This is a genomic window from Bacillus cereus, assembly GCF_015071065.1.
Classification (GTDB): Bacteria; Bacillota; Bacilli; order Bacillales; family Bacillaceae_G; genus Bacillus_A; species Bacillus_A cereus_BA.
Map to the genome: position 1 here is coordinate 845,185 of NZ_VOVA01000001.1, position 18,095 is coordinate 863,279.

Genomic DNA, 18,095 nt, shown 5'->3' on the forward strand with positions numbered 1-18,095 from the left:
AAAGATGCTCCAGGGCTACCTTCTAACATAACTATCTAGAGAATCTCCCAGCTAATGATTCTCCTCTCTGAAGACGTTTCATGTTATACTCTTCCCCTTCAATGCATTTATGTGATTGTTAATTATTATATACAATAGTGTAAAAAACGAAACCTTATTCGTCAAGATAAATTTGAAACTACGGCTTTTATCTCTTTATGGAACTAATAAAAGAAGATAAGCAGGGTTCTCCCTACTTATCTTCTTTATCCCGCGTTAATAGGCAGTAAGACCCCCACTGGTTAAAGTTTCACTTTATCCGTTCCCTTGCTGGGCAGCTTGTAATTGCGAAAGGAAATATTCTGTATTGCTAACGAGCCAATGCGATTGCTGCAGATTTTTCACCCCGCGGAGCTCATTTTCTTCATTACGACTCTTTCTTCTTTTCGTATACGACTGAATTTGCCGAATAAAATACGACGGATACGTCATATATGCAAACATAAGAAGCTGCTCCTCTTTCGTAAACGGGAAATTTTTTTGATACATTTGATACCATTCAAAGCGGTCACTCCGTGCAATTGGATATGTGTTTAAAGACCGAGAATAAAAACCTACTATATCTTGCACAGGCGTTGCAAACTGCGATTTTTCTAAACTAATAAAATAGCCGTTTCGCTCATAATCAAATAAGAAATGATTAAGCGATACATTCCCATGAACGAAAGTAGTACGTGTTGTTTCCTTTTCTTTCATCGCATCATGCCATTCATTTAATTGCTTCGTTGCGAACTCACGCGCTCTCATAACATGGTGATAATACGTACAATATTGTAATTCAAACGGAGACATATACCACTTCGCTTCAGATTCTACAAGAAACTCTTCTAACATCTCACCATCATTTTCCCAACGGTCGGATATATTCGTATAATGTTTTTCTAAATCTTCTTCTGTATACGTCTCCTCTTTCACCGTTTTTTGATGCAACGTCCCGAGCGTTTGAAACATCTTATGGTATTGATCATTATCTTCGCCATTTCCTTCCGCACGTTCTAACCAAGGCATTAAATAATAGCTATACGTCCCATCACTTAAAATATAATTCCCGTCCGTCGTATGATAGATAGGTACATAATTCGAAAAACCTTTCTCCTTCAAATATTGAATATGGTGCAAAAAATTATTCCGCTCTAATTTTCTATCTTGTATTTTCTTTAACGCATACGGACCTTGATTCGTATAAATTTTCATTACACTTCCGTGCTCTTCCATATGCTGAGTGTCCAATCTATATTGCCTCACAATGGGTTCATAGCGATTTCGTAATTCAATATCCATACGAATAACCCTTTCTTATTCAAAACATAGCTTCTAGGAAAAGAAAAGAGGTGAGTGAAAAAACTCACTCACTTATTTCGCCTTTGCTTTTGAAACAGGAATATATATAATTTGCCCTGTAGTTAAATATATATCTTCTGATTGATTTACACGATATAAGTTTTGTACAGTCGTTTCATAACGTTCTGCAACAGATTCAATTGTATCTCCTTCTTGTACGAAGTACATTCTTAACTTCGTAAATTCTTCTTCTGGTTCTTTCGTAAATAATTTCGTTAAATAAAGTGCATTTTCATCTCGCTGTGAATATGCTTCTTCCTCTGGCTCTTCCTGCTTTTTCGCTTTTTCTTTCTTGAAATTTTTTCGCCCGAACAATTCAAATTGTGGCGTCGTTTCTTTCTCCTCTTCACGCTCCACAAATTCATGTTCTTCTAATTCCTCTTCTTCTATTTCTTGCTCTTTTCTTTCTTCTAGCTGAAACGGTTCAAATGCATAATCTTCCCATCCATCTGATTCTTTATAGGCTGGTACCTCTTCGTGCGGCTCAGGTCTACTTTCATCCTCTTCAGCTGAATCAGCTTCCAACTCGGCATACACCGTCTCTTCCTCTTCATCCTCGGTTCTTTCCTCGTCACATAAGCCTGTAATAGATATATCCGCTAATAGTTGTAAGCAACCATTTTCCTTTAATTCATAATCAAATTCCTCAATTGATACATATAATTCTTCAATTACTTTCACTCGATTTCTTGGAATTGATATTTCGAGCGGAAAGGAATGGACAAGCTCATTAACCCCGTCTTCCCTTGTTTCTACATAATCAATTGCCTTTGCTGGTGATAGCTCTCTTAATGAATAAGCTGAATCATCTTGCCTTGCAACGTACTCTCCCGTTAAATCTAATTGCCCTCTCACGATAACTTCATGATCGAGCTCCTCTATCTCAACGTCTGGATCTAACGAAATTGACAAAAGTTCTTCGACTTCCTGTCCCTTTTGGAACCAAACAGATTCTTTTAACGAAAATCGTAATGAATGATCTGTTGCCACTTCTTTTCCCCCTCCCAAACTATATGTCATTACAGATTTATGTTCCTTAAGGCTACTTTATGAATAAAAAAAATCGCTCCCCTAATGGAAAGCGATTTTCTCTAAGAAATTATGCTTTTAATTTTGACATTGCAATTTCAGCCGCCGCAATTGTCGCCGCAATATCTGCATCACTATGTGCTGTTGATAAGAATAAACCTTCAAATTGAGAAGGTGGTAAAAATACACCTTGTTCTACCATTTCACGATAGTAAGCTGCAAAGAATTCTAAGTTTGAAGATTTTGCTGCATCATAATTAATAACTTGCTCATCTGTAAAGAAAATACCAATCATAGAACCTGCACGATTAATGTGATGCGGGATATTATGCTTTTCAGCTGCCTTACGTAGTCCAGCCTCTAACATTTCTGCTTTACGCTCAAATTCCACATATGATTCTGGCGTTAACTGCACTAACGTTTCATAACCTGCTGTCATTGCAAGTGGATTACCCGATAATGTTCCAGCTTGGTAAATCGGTCCGCTTGGTGCAATCTGGCGCATAATCTCTGCCTTACCACCGTATGCTCCTACCGGTAAACCACCACCGATTACTTTACCTAAACAAGTTAAGTCAGGAGTTACACCGTAGTAACCTTGTCCACAATTATAAGCAACACGGAATCCTGTCATTACTTCATCAAAAATAAGTAGTGCACCGTTTTGCTCTGTCACTTCACGAAGTCCTTCTAAAAATCCTGGTTGCGGGGGAACAACACCCATATTCCCTGCCACTGGTTCTACAATTATACAAGCGATGTCATCACCGAATTGTTCGAAAGCATATTTTACACTTTCTAAATCGTTGTACGCTACTGTAATCGTATTTTTCGCTACACCCTCTGGTACACCAGGGCTATCTGGTAAACCTAGCGTCGCTACACCCGAACCTGCTTTAATCAATAAAGAATCACCATGGCCGTGATAACAACCAATGAATTTCAAAATTTTGTTACGTCCAGTGTAACCACGAGCTAAACGCAATGCACTCATTGTCGCCTCTGTTCCAGAGTTAACCATACGCACAATCTCAATTGATGGTACACGCTCGATAACAAGCTGCGCTAATTTATTTTCAATTTCTGTTGGTGCACCAAAGCTTGTTCCTTTTTCAGCAACAGCTTTTAAAGCCTCAACAACACGATCGTTCGCATGACCATGAATTAAAGGTCCCCACGATAATACGTAATCGATGTATTCATTCCCATCGATATCATATACTTTAGAGCCTTTTCCGCGCTCCATAAACAGCGGATTCATACCAACCGACTTAAAAGCACGAACAGGGCTATTTACGCCTCCAGGCATTAAATCTTGAGCCTCTTCAAACGCCGCAATCGACTTATCAAACTTTTTCATTATTTAGCGCCTCCTTCTTGTAACCATCTTGCTGCATCTTTTGCATGATACGTAATAATCAAGTCTGCTCCTGCGCGTTTCATGCTAATTAATTTCTCAAGTACAACTTCTTTTTCATTAATCCAACCATTTTGCGCCGCTGCTTTAATCATCGAATATTCACCACTTACGTTATAAGCAACGACTGGTAAGTTAAAGTTATTTTTCACATCACGAACGATATCTAAATAAGAAAGAGCTGGCTTTACAATTAAGAAGTCGGCCCCTTCCATTACATCTGATTCTGCTTCACGGAATGCTTCCATACGGTTCGCTGGGTCCATTTGATATGTTTTACGGTCACCAAACTGTGGTGCACCATGTGCTGCATCACGGAACGGTCCGTAAAATGCTGATGAATATTTCACAGCGTACGACATAACTGGTACGTGCGCGAAACCATTTTCATCTAATGCATGGCGAATTGCTGTTACGAATCCGTCCATCATGTTAGATGGTGCAATAATGTCTGCCCCTGCTTTCGCTTGACTTACAGCTGTTTTTGCAAGAACTGCAAGAGACTCATCATTTAAAATAACGCCATCTTCAATAACACCGCAATGACCATGGCTTGTGAATTGACATAAACATGTATCTGCAACTACTACTAGCTCTGGGAACTCATCTTTAATTTGCTTAATTGTACGCTGTACAATTCCATGCTCACAATATGCCGATGATCCAACTTCGTCCTTTTCAGCAGGTAAACCAAATACAATAACAGAACGAATACCTAAATCAACGACCTCTTGCATTTCAGCTTGCAATAAATCTAAAGACATTTGATATACGCCTGGCATAGAAGGAACTTCATTACGAGTATTTTCTCCTTCTAATACAAAAATAGGGTAAATAAAATCTTCTGTATGTAAAAATGTTTCACGCACAAGTGCACGCATGCCCCCGCTTTGTCTTAGACGACGATGACGATTAAATTGTAAAGAATTCATAGATTTCTATCCCCATTCTTTTATTTTGATTATGCATGTAAAGTAGATTCACAAATGCATTGTATTAACGATTCTATTGTGTATTTTTCTGGTACGATAACATCTGAGAAATAGCTCCTTGCCTCTTTTGCTGTTACCGGTCCTATACAAGCAATTGTACATTTTTTTGCCCATTCTCTCCAGTTTGTACCCTCGAGTAAATAAACAAAACTATCAACAGTTGAAGGGCTCGTAAATGTAATAATATTTACTTTCCCTAATTTCAATGCTGTTATAAGTTCTTGCTTTTTCTCTACATTCACTTTCGTACCATATACGATTAGCTCATCTAAAAAAACACCAAACTCCCTTAGCTTTACTGGGATTACATCTCTTGCTAAATTCCCTTTCGGAAATAAAATACGCTCGTTTCCACTTAACTCTTTTAGAAACTCTTCAGCAAACACTTCTGCAACAAATGAAGTCGGAACGAAATGAACTTGATAGCCTCTTTTTTCTAACTCTAATTTTGTTTTCACGCCTACCGCAGCGATTTTAATAGTCAAAGGTATTTTCTTTCTCAAACCATCCAGAAAAAAGGCCACACCATTTTTACTCGTAAAAATAACCCAGTCATACGAATGCAGTTGTCTTGCTTTATATTGAATTTGTTCCTGAGATGTGCCCTCCATACGCAAAAGCGGAATTTCCAATGGAATTCCGCTCCGTTCTTTCACTGCTACACTCATTTGTTTCGCTTGATGCTGGGCACGTGTAATCAATACTGTTTTGCCAGCGAGAGCATCCATATTTATTGTTGCTCCTTATTTGCAGTAAGGATGAGCTCTTTTGCTCCTTGTTTAATTAAACGGTCCGCAGCCTCTAATCCAACTTGCTTCGGATCATTGCCTACTACTATCTCTTTCAATAAAACAGAACCGTCCATAGAACCGACAAGCGCTGTTAATTCGATTGCATCATTTTCTTTAAGAGTTGCATATCCAGCGATTGGAACTTGGCATCCACCTTCAAGTTTATGAAGAAATACTCGTTCAGCAGCCACTGTTCTTTCTGTTACTGCATCATTAATATGTGCTAACAACTGAAGTAAATCCTTATCATCCTCACGACATTCAATCGCTAATGCACCTTGTCCTACGGCTGGTACACATAACGTTTCATCTAAATGTTCTGTAATAACTTCTCCGTCCCAGCCCATTCTCTGTAATCCAGCTGTCGCTAAAATAATTGCATCGTAATCTTCATCTTTTAACTTACGTAAGCGTGTATCGATATTCCCGCGAATCCATTTCACTTGTAAATCTGGTCTCGCAGCTAGTAGTTGTGCACTACGTCTCAAACTACTCGTTCCTAAGATTGCGCCTTCTGCTAAGTCTTTAAACGATTCTCCGTTTTTAGAAATAAAAGCATCACGAGGGTCAACGCGCTTTGGTGTACAACCAATCGTTAATCCATCTGGAAGTACAGCTGGCATATCTTTCATACTATGTACAGCCATATCAATTTCTTTCGTAAGTAACGCGTGTTCAATTTCCTTTACAAATAAACCTTTTCCGCCTACTTTTGAAAGAGTAACATCTAAAATAACATCACCTTTTGTGACGATTTCTTTCACTTCAAATTCATATGGTAAACCAAGCGCTTTTAATTGATCGATAAACCAATTTGTTTGTGTTAATGCTAGTTTACTCTTTCGTGAACCTACAATAATTTTGCGCATAATTCTCTCTCCTCATTATAAATACCAAAAGTGGAAATTAGATAAACTGCTTAATAGAAAAATGTTAACTAGCATTACGAGAAATGCCCCGATATTCCACTGCACAATTTTCTTACCTTGCAACACATCTGCCGCTCGTAAATATAAGCCCACACAATATACAAATAGAACGACAAAAGACCCGATTACTTTCGTATCATACCAATGGAAATTATCCAATTTTGTATATCCCCATATGCATCCTAATATAATTGCTAATAAGAAAAACGGAACAGAAAATAAATTTAATCCGTAAGACATAGATTCAAGCTTCGGCAAATTTCCTAATCTTCTTAATCTCGCATTCCATTTTTTCTTTTTTAATAGCCGATATTGCAATAAATACATAATAGAAAAAATAAACGATACAGTAAACGTTGCATAAGAAATAATCGCCATACCGACATGCACGTATACAAGTTCTGAAACTAATTGCTCTGCAAGTACTGGCGACATCTTTCCAAGCGGTGTAAAAATAGAAAAAGCGCTTACGCCAAATGCTACAACATTTGTAAAAAAGACTAAAAAGTCAATGCGCATAAATCGATTAATGACTAATGACATCGTAATCAATAACCAAACATAAAAATAAATCCCTGATAATAAAGTTAAAATAGGATTCGTTTCTGAATCTGTAGCCCTAAGCAACATAAAGATAGACTGCAATACCCATACAATCGCAAGTAACCAAAAAGCAAATCGGTTCGCCTTTCGGTTACTTTGAAAATAATCTATAAAATATAAACTAATGCTACAAGCATATAAAATAATTGCAATATGATAAATAATACTGTTATTTAAAAAACTCATCCGATCATCCTTCCAAGTTATAAAGATGGAACGGATGGTGTCCACGCTCTTTTATGTTCTACTTCTTCCGCACTACTCTCTACGTCTTCCACTTCTAAATCAAAAATCTTCGCAAATAAAGCTAATTTTTCGCCGGCTCCCTCTTCAGCAGCTAGTTCTTTAGCTACTAAAATTGGGTCTTTTAACAATTGATTAATAATACTTTTCGTATGTTTACTAATTACTTTTTTCTCACGATCACTAAGGTTTGGTATTTTTCGCTCAAGGCTTTCCATCGTATCACTTTGAATTGCTAGCGCTTTATCACGAAGAGCTGATATTAACGGTACAACACCAAGCGTACTTAACCACGTTTTAAATAAAACCATTTCTTCTTCAATCATAAATTGAATTTTCTCTGCTTCTTTTAAACGTTCAGCACGGTTTGCTTCAACTACACCTTGCAGATCGTCGATATCATATAAGAAAGAGCCTTCTAATTCATCAATCGCAGGATCAATATCACGTGGTACTGCAATATCAACCATAAATAATGGACGACCAGAGCGCATTCTCTCTACTTTTGTCATCATTTCTTTCGTAATGACATATTCTGATGCACCCGTTGAACTAATTAAAATATCCGCTTCTAATAATGCACATTGCAATTCACTTAAAGGCTTTGCATGTCCCATATATTTCTCAGCCATCACTTCCGCTTTCGTAAGCGTCCTATTCATAACTGTTACTTTACGCGCACCGCTTCCGTATAAGTTTTGCAGTGCAAGTTCACCCATCTTACCCGCACCAAGAATAAGTACATGACAATCTGTTAAATCACCAAATATTTTCTTTCCGAGCTCAACAGCAGCATAACTAACAGACATCGCACTTTCACCAATCGTTGTTTCTGAGTGCGCACGTTTTGCTAACGTAACCACTTGCTTAAACAACTCATTAAAAATTGTACCTGTCGCTTTTACTTGTTGTGCTTCTAAAAAGCTATCTTTTATTTGACCTAAAATTTGTGTCTCTCCAACAACCATAGAATCTAAACCGCACGTTACGCGGAATAAATGATCTATTGCGCCATCTTGTTCAAAAATAGACAAGTATGGTGCGACTTCTTCTATTTCAAGCTGAAACCAATCAGCTAAAAACTTCTTAATGTAATACCGTCCCGTGTGTAATTGATCGACAACAGCGTAAATCTCAGTGCGATTACAAGTTGATACAATGACATTTTCTAGCACGCTCTTTTGGTTTTGTAATGTAGTCATTGCTTGCTCTAGCTCTGCTGCCTGAAATGTGAGTCTCTCACGAAATTCTACAGGGGCTGTTCGATAATTTACACTAACAACAAGAATATGCACGCAGCATGTCCCCCTTCACCCGTTTTATCACTTTATCTACTATCATAATACAACTTTCCTCTTATGAATCTGACAATCGTGTGAACAACTGATTATTTTTTATTTATCCCGCGTTAACGGGCAGTAAAACTCCCACCTCGAAATTCGACGAATGCGAGGAAGTTAGGTGGGAGATAACTGCCCGTAAAAGCCCGACTGATTAAAGTTTCACTTTATTCTCCATATGTAATAAAGGAGCTTCAGTAAGATTAATAAAGAACTCTCTACTTTATAATGATTATAAAATAACAACTCTATTTGTACGTTACCAAAAAAAGTACTCATAATCAAGTGATGGAAACTATTCCATATTAATTATAACATCATCTTTTCTATCTTCTTTCATCATGAAGGAAAATATGTATGATTGTTCCAAAATATAGTACTCACTTTCTCAATACAATGTATTTGACATTGTGTTTCTTTTTCGTTATATTGATTTTACAAAATTAAATTGTGCACAATTTAAAAATACAAGGAGTTGCTTATGAAAGAAAATCCTTTGCATCTAGATAACCAACTTTGTTTTTCTATTTACGCTTGTTCTAGAGAGGTTACTCGTTTTTACCGACCGTATTTAGAAGAAATGGGCATTACGTATCCCCAGTACATTACTTTACTCGTACTATGGGAGCAAGACGGACTAACAGTAAAAGAAATTGGAGAACGTCTATTTCTAGATTCCGGCACTTTAACACCTATGTTAAAACGAATGGAATCATTACAACTCGTAAAACGCGTTCGTTCAAAAGAAGATGAGCGAAAAGTTTGTATTGAATTAACAGAACAAGGTAAAGATTTAAAAGAAAAAGCTTGTTCATTACCGACAACGATGGCCACAAATTTAGGAATTACAGAGCAAGAATATCGTTCTTTATTAATTCAATTAAATAAACTAATTGAAACAATGAAAACAATTAATGATAGAAAAGGGGAATAAACATGGATAAATTATATACTGCTTCAGTAACAGCAACAGGTGGAAGAAACGGTAAGGTAGTTTCAGATGATGGCATATTAAATCTTGATGTAAAAATGCCAAAAGCACTAGGTGGCGCAGGCGGAGAGGCAACAAATCCAGAACAATTATTTGCAGCTGGTTATGCAGCTTGCTTTGATAGCGCATTGCAACTTGTAATTCGTACAAAACGTATGAAGGTGGAAAGTACAGAAGTGACTGCACACGTTTCTATCGGTAAAGATACAGATGGTGGCTTCGGACTATCTGCTGTACTTGACGTACATGTTGCTGGTGTTTCTCATGCCGAAGCACAAGAACTTGTAGAAGCCGCTCACGGTGTATGTCCTTACTCTAAAGCAACAAGAGGAAATATTGAAGTTACATTAAACGTACGCTAAAAAAATTTAGTAGATAAAAAAAACGCGCGACATTCGTCACGCGTTTTTTGTTTTTGTCATTTTATGAATTGCCTTCCACGCTTCTTCTTTTCCAAGTCCTGTTTCAGAAGAGAATAGAACGATTTCATCGCCAATTTCAACAGCAAGCGTTTCTTTTACAACTTTTAAATGCTTTTGCCATTTCCCTTTCGGAATTTTATCGGCTTTCGTTGCAATAATAATTGTTGGGATTTCATAATGCTTTAAGAAATCATACATCATAATGTCATCTTTTGTTGGTTGGTGACGTAAATCAACTACTAATACAGCTGCGTCTAATTGCGTACGTGTTGTAAAGTAAGTCTCAATCATTCTGCCCCATGCCGCGCGCTCCGTTTTAGATACTTTCGCATATCCATAACCTGGAACGTCAACAAAATGCATCATTTCATTGATTAAGAAAAAGTTCAGCGTTTGCGTTTTTCCTGGTTTAGAAGAAATACGTACTAACTTTTTACGATTTAAAATTTTATTAATAAAGGAAGACTTCCCGACATTTGAACGACCTGCTAATGCAATTTCTGGTAAATCACTGTCTGGATATTGTTCTGGTTTAACAGCACTAATTACAATATCTGCTTTTGTTACTTTCATTGTTTCACTCCTACTAATGCGTGCTCCAATACTTCGTCTAAATGAGATGCAAGCACAAACGTAAGGTTTTCTTTTACGCTTTCTGGAATATCATCTAAATCTTTCTCGTTCTCTGCTGGCAAAATAATTTTTGTTAAGCCTGCGCGATGAGCACTTAATGTTTTTTCTTTCAACCCACCAATTGGTAATACACGACCACGAAGTGTAATTTCACCCGTCATACCAACTTCTTTACTTACAGGAATACCTGTTAATGCAGAAATAAGTGCCGTTGCCATCGTAATACCTGCTGACGGTCCATCTTTTGGAACTGCTCCTTCTGGAACATGAATATGAATATCATTTTTCTCATGGAAATCCGGATCAATATGAAGTTCTTCTGCACGAGAACGAATATAGCTAAATGCTGCTTGTGCGGATTCTTTCATAACATCCCCAAGTTTTCCTGTTAAAATTAATTTCCCTTTACCTGGTGCTACAGACACTTCAATCGCAAGTGTATCGCCGCCCGCTGCTGTATACGCTAACCCGGTTGCCATTCCGACTTGGTCTGTTTTCTCTGCTTGTCCATAACGGAATATATGTTTACCAAGTAAATCTACAATATTTTTCTCTGTCACAACAATACGTTTACGTTCTGCTGTTACGATAATTTTCGCTGCTTTACGGCAAACTTTTGCGATTTGGCGCTCTAGCGTACGAACACCAGCCTCACGTGTATAATAACGAATAATTTCAAGAAGCGCTTCATCACGTACTTGTAAATTACCTTTTCGTAAGCCATGCTCTTTTAATTGTTTCGGTAATAAATGCTCACGAGCAATGTGGACCTTTTCAAGTTCTGTATAACCAGCAATCGAAATGATTTCCATCCGGTCAAGCAATGGGCCTGGAACACTTGCAAGTGTATTAGCAGTTGCAACGAACATAACTTTCGATAAATCATATGGCTCTTCAATGTAATGATCACTGAAGTTATGGTTTTGTTCTGGATCTAACACTTCAAGTAACGCCGCTGATGGGTCTCCCCTGAAATCGTTAGACATTTTATCAATCTCATCTAATAAGAAGACTGGATTAACTGTTTTCGCCTTTTTCATACCTTGAATAATACGTCCTGGCATCGCTCCTACATATGTACGACGGTGACCACGAATTTCAGATTCATCACGCACACCACCAAGAGAAACACGTACAAAATTACGATTTAACGATGTTGCAATAGAACGTGCTAACGAAGTTTTCCCAACCCCAGGAGGTCCTACTAGACAAAGAATTGGTCCTTTTAATGAATTCGTTAACTTCTGTACAGCTAAATATTCAAGTACTCGCTCTTTCACCTTTTCAAGACCGTAATGATCTTTATTTAAAATTTCTTCCGAATGAGCCAGGTCAATCATATCCTCTGTTGCTGTTGTCCATGGGAGAGCTAATAGCCAATCAATATAATTACGAATTACACCACTCTCAGCAGAACTTACAGGTAACTTTTCATAACGATCTAATTCTTTCAGTGCAGCCTTCATTGTTTCTTCAGGCATTCCCGACTGTTCAATTTTCTCACGAAGTTCTTCAACTTCCCCGCCCTTGCCTTCTTTATCACCAAGTTCAGTTTGAATCGCCTTCATTTGCTCACGTAAGAAATATTCTTTTTGCGTGCGCTCCATTGAACGTTTCACTTGTTGTCCAATTTTCTTTTCTAGGCTAAGTAACTCTTGTTCATCTTGAATAATTGAAATAAGTGTATGTAGTCGTTCTTTCACAGATACAATCTCTAAAATCTCTTGTTTCTGCTTCGTTTTAATCGGTAAGTGAGAAGCAATTAAATCAGCTAGTCTTCCGGGTTCTTCTACATCAGCTACCGTTGCAAATGTTTCATTTGAAACTTTTTTCGAAACTTTAATATATTGTTCGAAATGCTCCAGTAACGTACGCATAAGAGCCTTCTCTTCCAAATCATCTTCTACTTCTTCAATTACTGTTCGAATAGAAACTTGTACCACATTTTCTTCTTCGATAAACTCTACTACTTCTGCTCTATGTAAACCTTCTACAAGGACACGAAGCGTACCGTTCGGCAATTTTAACATTTGCTTCACTTTCGCCACTGTACCTACACTATATATGTCATCTTCTTTCGGATCGTCGATATTCATTTCTTTTTGCATTGCTAAAAAGATGATATTTTCATCCATTGCCGTCTGCTCTAGTGCTTGTATCGATTTATCACGTCCTACATCAAGATGCAGAACCATCGTTGGATATACGAGAATGCCTCTTAATGGTAGGAGGGGCACAATTCTTTCATTCGTATTCATACTAGACATAGCACCTCCATAATAAATTAAACTCCTGTTCAACTATTTTATATTACAATACATCTAGATGCAATTGCAGAGATTCTTCGCAATTGTAAATCCCCTGTTTTTTTGTGCCTTACCAAAAGAAAAAAGACTCCGCTTAAGCATACAAACTTAAACGAAGTCTGGCAAATTTTATTATTGTATATTCTCACATTGATTGTGCATCTGTTTCGTCCAAAGCAGTATGTGCATCAAGCTCTCGATGCATATTTTCCTGCATAAATGTTAATTCAAATACTTCTTTTAATTTGCGAACAGGAATGATCTCAATTCCCTTTATTGTATACAAAAATGGTTGCATGTTTTCAGCCGGAATGATGACTTTCTTAGCTCCCGCTTTTTTCGCAGCTTTTATTTTTGCGTACACACCACCAATAGGCTTCACTTCTCCGTGGATACTTATCTCACCTGTCATCGCTACTTCATTATTCACATACGTACGATGCACCGCTGAATAGACACCTGTTGCCATAGCAATACCTGCTGAAGGACCATCAATCGGGATACCACCAGGGAAATTAATATGTATATCATACCCTTCTGGCAACACATCTAGAGAACGAAGTACTGTTAACACATTATCAACAGAACCTTTCGCCATACTTTTACGGCGGATTGATTTCGTTTGGCTACCAATAGTTTCCTCTTCTACAATTCCAGTGACATTTACTGACCCTTTATCTTTCGCAGGAATAGCTGTTACCTCAATTTCTAATAACGCACCTGTATTCGGCCCATATACAGCAAGCCCGTTCACAAGACCGATTCTTGGAATTGGATAAATACGTTTTTCGTACTTTGGTGTAAGCTGACTAGAATGAACAACCCACTCAATATCTTCATCTTTAATGAAAGGTCGTTCTTCATTTATCGCCATACCAGCAGAAATTTGCACGAGATTAATTGCTTCCCGTCCATTTCTTGCATACATTCCAATCATTTCGATACCGTTCTCACCTACTTGCATCTCCACTTTGTCAGCTGCATTTTTCGCTACTTTTTGAATTTCTTCTGTATCTAACTCACGGAAGAACACTTCTAAACAACGCGACCTAATTGCAGGAGGAATTTCCTCTGGTGAACGCGTCGTTGCACCAACTAGGCGAAAATCTGCAGGTAAACCTTTTTGAAAAATATCATGTATATACGTTGGAATCATCGAATTTTCTTCACTATAATACGCACTTTCCAAAAACACTTTCCGATCTTCTAACACCTTTAGCATTTTATTCATTTGAATTGGATGTAATTCACCAATCTCATCAATGAACAAAATACCACCATGCGCATCTGTTACAGCCCCTTTTTTCGGCTGCGGGATACCCGCTTGCCCCATTGCACCTGCTCCTTGATAAATCGGATCATGCACTGAACCAATTAATGGATCCGCAATACCACGCTCATCAAACCTAGCTGTCGTTGCATCAAGTTCGATAAATGTTGCATTTGTACGAAATGGAGATTTTGGATTTCGTTTCGCTTCTTCTAACACAAGGCGTGCTGCCGCTGTCTTTCCGACACCTGGCGGACCGTATATGATCACATGTTGCGGATTAGGACCACAGAGAGCCGCTTTTAACGACTTAATCCCGTCTTCTTGCCCTACAATGTCTATAAAGGATGTAGGACGTACCTTTTCCGCAAGTGGCTCTGTTAAAGAAACCTCACGCATTTTACGAAGCTGCTCTAATTCTTTTTTCGATTCTCGATCAATTGAAACTTTTTGTGTTCGCTGATTTCGAAGTAAATGCCAAAAATACAATCCGACAATTACACCAAAAACAAGTTGAACAAGTAAAAATATATTTGTCCAGCTCATAATTCATTTCCTCCCGCTATGTTTTACCTTTTAGTATTTCCTGGGAGGAATAGTGCTAAACATAAAGAAAAACAGCAATTATAAAAATTGCTGTTTCTTCTTCGCATTATGCAGATGTTTTTGTATCAAGTACAGTACCGTCTTGTAACACCAATTTCGGCGGTTCATTATCAGTTACTGTTTCTTTCGTAAGAATACACTTCTCGATATCTTTGCGAGATGGAAGTTCGAACATTACATCAAGCATCAAGCCTTCAATAATAGAACGAAGTCCACGAGCACCTGTTTTACGTTCAATTGCTTTTTTCGCAATCTCAACTAGTGCACCTTCTTCAAACTCTAACTCAACATCGTCAAGCTCCAATAGTTTTTGGAATTGCTTAACAAGTGCATTTTTCGGTTTAGTTAAAATATCTACAAGAGCACCTTCATCAAGCGGCTCTAGGTTCGCAATAACTGGAAGACGACCGATAAACTCCGGAATTAAACCGAATCTTAAAAGATCCTCTGGTAAAACGTGAGATAAAACATGCTTCTCACTTACATCAGCATTTTTCTTCTCAGCACCAAATCCAATTACTTTTTCACCAAGGCGACGTTTAATAATAGGCTCAATGCCATCAAACGCTCCACCACAAATGAATAGGATGTTCGTTGTATCAATTTGAATAAACTCTTGATGCGGGTGCTTACGACCACCTTGAGGTGGAACGCTTGCTACAGTACCTTCTAAAATTTTCAGAAGTGCCTGCTGTACGCCTTCACCAGATACATCACGTGTAATTGATGGATTTTCGGACTTACGTGCCACTTTATCAATCTCATCAATATAAATGATTCCTTTTTCCGCTTTCTCTACATCATAATCAGCTGCTTGGATTAATTTTAGTAAGATGTTTTCTACATCTTCCCCTACATATCCAGCTTCTGTTAAAGATGTTGCGTCCGCGATCGCAAATGGAACATTTAAAATACGCGCTAATGTTTGTGCCAGTAATGTTTTACCACTACCAGTTGGCCCAATAAGTGAAATATTACTCTTCGCCAATTCTACATCATCAATTTTGCTGTTAGAATTAATGCGTTTGTAATGGTTATATACCGCTACCGCTAGTGCTTTTTTCGCGTTATCTTGTCCGATGACATACTCATCTAAGATTTCACGAATTTCTACCGGTTTCGGTACATCTTTGAATTCTACTTCTTCGTCCTTCGCAAGCTCCTCTTGTACAATTTCAGTACAAAGCTCGATACACTCGTCACAAATGTAAACACCTGGACCTGCAACTAGCTTTCGAACTTGCGTTTGTGTTTTACCACAGAAAGAACATTTCAATTGACCTTTTTCATCATTAAATTTAAACATATTTTCACACCCCTTACAAAGTGCTAATCTCTTGCCTTCGTATGTACACGATAAATGTATCGTATGTAAATACATATTATGTCACTACGTGGCGAGAAATACAAATAATATGACTAGTTATGTACAAATAAAAAATTTTAAAACTTTTGAAATATGTATATTCGACTTACAAAGGAACTTTTCCTTCTTCATCGAAAAGTTTTATAAATATATTTCTATATTTATAAAACAAGGCACGATTAAAATCGCACCTTGTTATTTTATTATGCAGCGTTGTCTACTAAGAAGTCTACAGCTTTACGCACTTTAAGATCTTCAGATAAAGCGTCTACGCTTCCAAGAGCTTGCTTGATAGCGTCTACTGGCATACCGTACATTTCAGCCATTTTTTCAACTTCTGCAGTTACTTCTTCTTCAGTAACTTCGATGTTTTCAGCTTCAATGATAGCTTCAAGAACAAGATTGATTCTTACACGTTTTTGTGCATCCTCTTTCATTTGCTCTTTTAATTTGTCAGCGTCAGTACCTGTGAATTGGTAGTAAAGCTCAAGGTTCATACCTTGTTGGCTTAAACGTTGCTCGAATTCACGAACCATACGATCTAACTCAGTGTCGATCATAGCTTCTGGAATGTCGATTTCAGCGTTAGCAGCAGCTAATTCTACTACTTCGTCACGTACTTTGTTCTCAGCTTCGTGCTTTTTGCCTTCTTCTAAGTTTGTACGAAGTTTTGTTTTTAATTCATCAAGAGTTGCAACTTCTTCGTCAGCATCTTTAGCGAACTCGTCGTTTAACTCAGGAAGTTCTTTTGTTTTGATTTCGTGAATTGTTACTTTGAATGTTGCTGGTTTACCAGCTAATTCAGCAGCATGGTACTCTTCTGGGAATGATACTTCAACTTCTTTAGAATCACCAGATTTAAGACCAATTACTTGCTCTTCGAAACCTGGGATGAAAGTACCAGAACCGATTGCAAGAGAATAGTTTTCGCCTTTTCCACCTTCAAATGCTTCGCCTTCAACGAAACCTTCGAAGTCGATTACAGCTGTATCACCATCTGCAACAGTTCCTTCTTCTTTAACAACTAGTTCAGCTTGACGCTCTTGTAAAGCTTTTACTTCGTTCTCTACATCCTCGTCAGTTACAGTTGTTTCAACTTTTTCTACTACTAAACCTTTGTAATCACCTAATTTAACTTCAGGTTTTACAGTAACTTTTGCAGTGAAAATTAAGTTTTGGCCTTTTTCGAATTTCTCGATGTCAATCTCAGGATGAGCAACTGGGAAGATACCAGCTTCATCGATTGCTTCACCGTATGCTTTTGGTAAGATGATATCTAAAGCATCTTGGTATAAAGATTCAATACCAAAGCGTTGTTCGAATAATGGACGAGGCATTTTTCCTTTACGGAAACCTGGTACATTAATTGTTTTTACTACTTTTTTGAATGCAGCGTCGATAGAGTTATTTACTTCTTTAGCATCAACTTCGATTGTTAAAACGCCAACGTTACCTTCTGATTTTTCCCATTTTGTAGACATTTATTCTTTCCCTCCAACTATAATAATGTATGCACATACCTCTATAGATTAAGATTTTTATTATCTCTTTCTTGAAATAACAAATGTACAAATAACCCTCTAGCAAAAAGCTTTCAGATACAATGTTCCAATCTACTAATTGTCTAAAAGACAACTACGGTATATTTTGTTCGAGACTAATATGAAACATATTAAGTAAGAGAATTATACTCCTCTTCTCTTACAAACAGGCAGATTTCTGCCTTTTGCAACCCTTACATTATAACATAGAATGTGCTCGTTTCAATAACTGAACG

15 protein-coding genes and 1 other annotated feature (1 of these 16 running past the window's edge) are annotated in these 18,095 nt (G+C 37.6%); of the genes, 2 read left to right on the plus strand and 13 right to left on the minus strand.

The features are described from left to right. Positions 1-111: a binding site (T-box leader), on the minus strand; it reaches 122 nt to the left of the window's first position. A 183-nt stretch (positions 112-294) separates the two neighbouring features. The 8 genes from ysxE to hemA form a co-directional block, all read right to left on the minus strand. Next, positions 295-1,320 (minus strand): spore coat protein YsxE, encoded by a 1,026-nt coding sequence (ysxE, locus tag FT637_RS04435; RefSeq protein WP_193645270.1) that lies wholly within the window; start codon positions 1,318-1,320, stop codon positions 295-297. A gap of 72 nt (positions 1,321-1,392) precedes the next feature. Continuing rightward, positions 1,393-2,400 carry a stage VI sporulation protein D gene (gene spoVID, locus FT637_RS04440; protein WP_193645271.1) on the minus strand — a complete coding sequence of 336 codons (1,008 nt, stop codon included), beginning with the start codon at positions 2,398-2,400 and terminating at the stop codon, positions 1,393-1,395. 79 nt (positions 2,401-2,479) lie between these two features. Beyond that, a complete protein-coding gene (gene hemL, locus FT637_RS04445; protein ID WP_193645272.1) occupies positions 2,480-3,769 on the minus strand; it encodes a glutamate-1-semialdehyde 2,1-aminomutase in 1,290 nt (429 codons plus the stop codon). Continuing rightward, positions 3,769-4,758, minus strand: coding sequence for a porphobilinogen synthase (hemB, locus tag FT637_RS04450; protein WP_193645273.1), 990 nt, complete (start codon positions 4,756-4,758; stop codon positions 3,769-3,771). The genes hemL and hemB overlap by 1 nt, the downstream gene beginning before the upstream one ends. A gap of 29 nt (positions 4,759-4,787) precedes the next feature. Continuing rightward, the gene (gene hemD / locus FT637_RS04455; protein WP_193645274.1) at positions 4,788-5,546 is read right to left on the minus strand and encodes a uroporphyrinogen-III synthase; all 759 of its coding nucleotides are present in this window, start codon (positions 5,544-5,546) and stop codon (positions 4,788-4,790) included. Positions 5,547-5,548: 2 nt separating this feature from the next. Beyond that, on the minus strand, positions 5,549-6,478 hold the full coding sequence (hemC, locus tag FT637_RS04460; protein WP_193645275.1) for a hydroxymethylbilane synthase: 930 nt from the start codon (positions 6,476-6,478) through the stop codon (positions 5,549-5,551). 15 nt (positions 6,479-6,493) lie between these two features. Beyond that, entirely contained in the window at positions 6,494-7,327 is an 834-nt protein-coding gene (locus FT637_RS04465; protein WP_193645276.1) for a cytochrome c biogenesis protein, read from the minus strand. A 17-nt stretch (positions 7,328-7,344) separates the two neighbouring features. Beyond that, a complete protein-coding gene (gene hemA / locus FT637_RS04470) occupies positions 7,345-8,679 on the minus strand; it encodes a glutamyl-tRNA reductase (protein ID WP_193645277.1) in 1,335 nt (444 codons plus the stop codon). 526 nt (positions 8,680-9,205) lie between these two features. On the opposite strand from hemA, the gene FT637_RS04475 reads away from it, so the two are divergent. After that, complete coding sequence (locus FT637_RS04475) at positions 9,206-9,658, plus strand: MarR family winged helix-turn-helix transcriptional regulator (protein ID WP_000662437.1); 453 nt, start codon at positions 9,206-9,208, stop codon at positions 9,656-9,658. A 2-nt stretch (positions 9,659-9,660) separates the two neighbouring features. Further along, on the plus strand, positions 9,661-10,077 hold the full coding sequence (locus FT637_RS04480) for an organic hydroperoxide resistance protein (RefSeq protein ID WP_002015349.1): 417 nt from the start codon (positions 9,661-9,663) through the stop codon (positions 10,075-10,077). Between the two features lie 36 nt (positions 10,078-10,113). On the opposite strand, the gene yihA is transcribed toward FT637_RS04480, so the two are convergent. The 5 genes from yihA to tig form a co-directional block, all read right to left on the minus strand. Next, positions 10,114-10,710 carry a ribosome biogenesis GTP-binding protein YihA/YsxC gene (yihA, locus tag FT637_RS04485; protein ID WP_002088829.1) on the minus strand — a complete coding sequence of 199 codons (597 nt, stop codon included), beginning with the start codon at positions 10,708-10,710 and terminating at the stop codon, positions 10,114-10,116. Further along, positions 10,707-13,037 (minus strand): endopeptidase La, encoded by a 2,331-nt coding sequence (lon, locus tag FT637_RS04490; protein WP_193645278.1) that lies wholly within the window; start codon positions 13,035-13,037, stop codon positions 10,707-10,709. Before lon ends, yihA begins: the two co-directional genes overlap by 4 nt. A gap of 184 nt (positions 13,038-13,221) precedes the next feature. Next, positions 13,222-14,892, minus strand: coding sequence for an ATP-dependent protease LonB (gene lonB, locus FT637_RS04495; RefSeq protein ID WP_193645279.1), 1,671 nt, complete (start codon positions 14,890-14,892; stop codon positions 13,222-13,224). Positions 14,893-14,998: 106 nt separating this feature from the next. Then, on the minus strand, positions 14,999-16,258 hold the full coding sequence (gene clpX / locus FT637_RS04500; RefSeq protein WP_193645280.1) for an ATP-dependent protease ATP-binding subunit ClpX: 1,260 nt from the start codon (positions 16,256-16,258) through the stop codon (positions 14,999-15,001). A 263-nt stretch (positions 16,259-16,521) separates the two neighbouring features. After that, positions 16,522-17,799, minus strand: coding sequence for a trigger factor (gene tig / locus FT637_RS04505; protein ID WP_193645281.1), 1,278 nt, complete (start codon positions 17,797-17,799; stop codon positions 16,522-16,524). Between the last annotated feature and the right edge of the window lie 296 nt (positions 17,800-18,095).

Excerpts from the sequence above, each read along its gene's own strand:
- FT637_RS04480 (WP_002015349.1), top strand. The coding sequence starts at position 9,661 with ATGGATAAATTATATACTGCTTCAGTAACAGCAACAGGTGGAAGAAAC.
- clpX (WP_193645280.1), bottom strand. The coding sequence starts at position 16,258 with ATGTTTAAATTTAATGATGAAAAAGGTCAATTGAAATGTTCTTTCTGT.
- hemL (WP_193645272.1), bottom strand. The coding sequence starts at position 3,769 with ATGAAAAAGTTTGATAAGTCGATTGCGGCGTTTGAAGAGGCTCAAGAT.
- spoVID (WP_193645271.1), bottom strand. The coding sequence starts at position 2,400 with ATGACATATAGTTTGGGAGGGGGAAAAGAAGTGGCAACAGATCATTCA.
- hemC (WP_193645275.1), bottom strand. The coding sequence starts at position 6,478 with ATGCGCAAAATTATTGTAGGTTCACGAAAGAGTAAACTAGCATTAACA.
- lon (WP_193645278.1), bottom strand. The coding sequence starts at position 13,037 with ATGTCTAGTATGAATACGAATGAAAGAATTGTGCCCCTCCTACCATTA.
- ysxE (WP_193645270.1), bottom strand. The coding sequence starts at position 1,320 with ATGGATATTGAATTACGAAATCGCTATGAACCCATTGTGAGGCAATAT.
- FT637_RS04465 (WP_193645276.1), bottom strand. The coding sequence starts at position 7,327 with ATGAGTTTTTTAAATAACAGTATTATTTATCATATTGCAATTATTTTA.
- FT637_RS04475 (WP_000662437.1), top strand. The coding sequence starts at position 9,206 with ATGAAAGAAAATCCTTTGCATCTAGATAACCAACTTTGTTTTTCTATT.
- yihA (WP_002088829.1), bottom strand. The coding sequence starts at position 10,710 with ATGAAAGTAACAAAAGCAGATATTGTAATTAGTGCTGTTAAACCAGAA.
- hemB (WP_193645273.1), bottom strand. The coding sequence starts at position 4,758 with ATGAATTCTTTACAATTTAATCGTCATCGTCGTCTAAGACAAAGCGGG.
- lonB (WP_193645279.1), bottom strand. The coding sequence starts at position 14,892 with ATGAGCTGGACAAATATATTTTTACTTGTTCAACTTGTTTTTGGTGTA.
- tig (WP_193645281.1), bottom strand. The coding sequence starts at position 17,799 with ATGTCTACAAAATGGGAAAAATCAGAAGGTAACGTTGGCGTTTTAACA.
- hemD (WP_193645274.1), bottom strand. The coding sequence starts at position 5,546 with ATGGATGCTCTCGCTGGCAAAACAGTATTGATTACACGTGCCCAGCAT.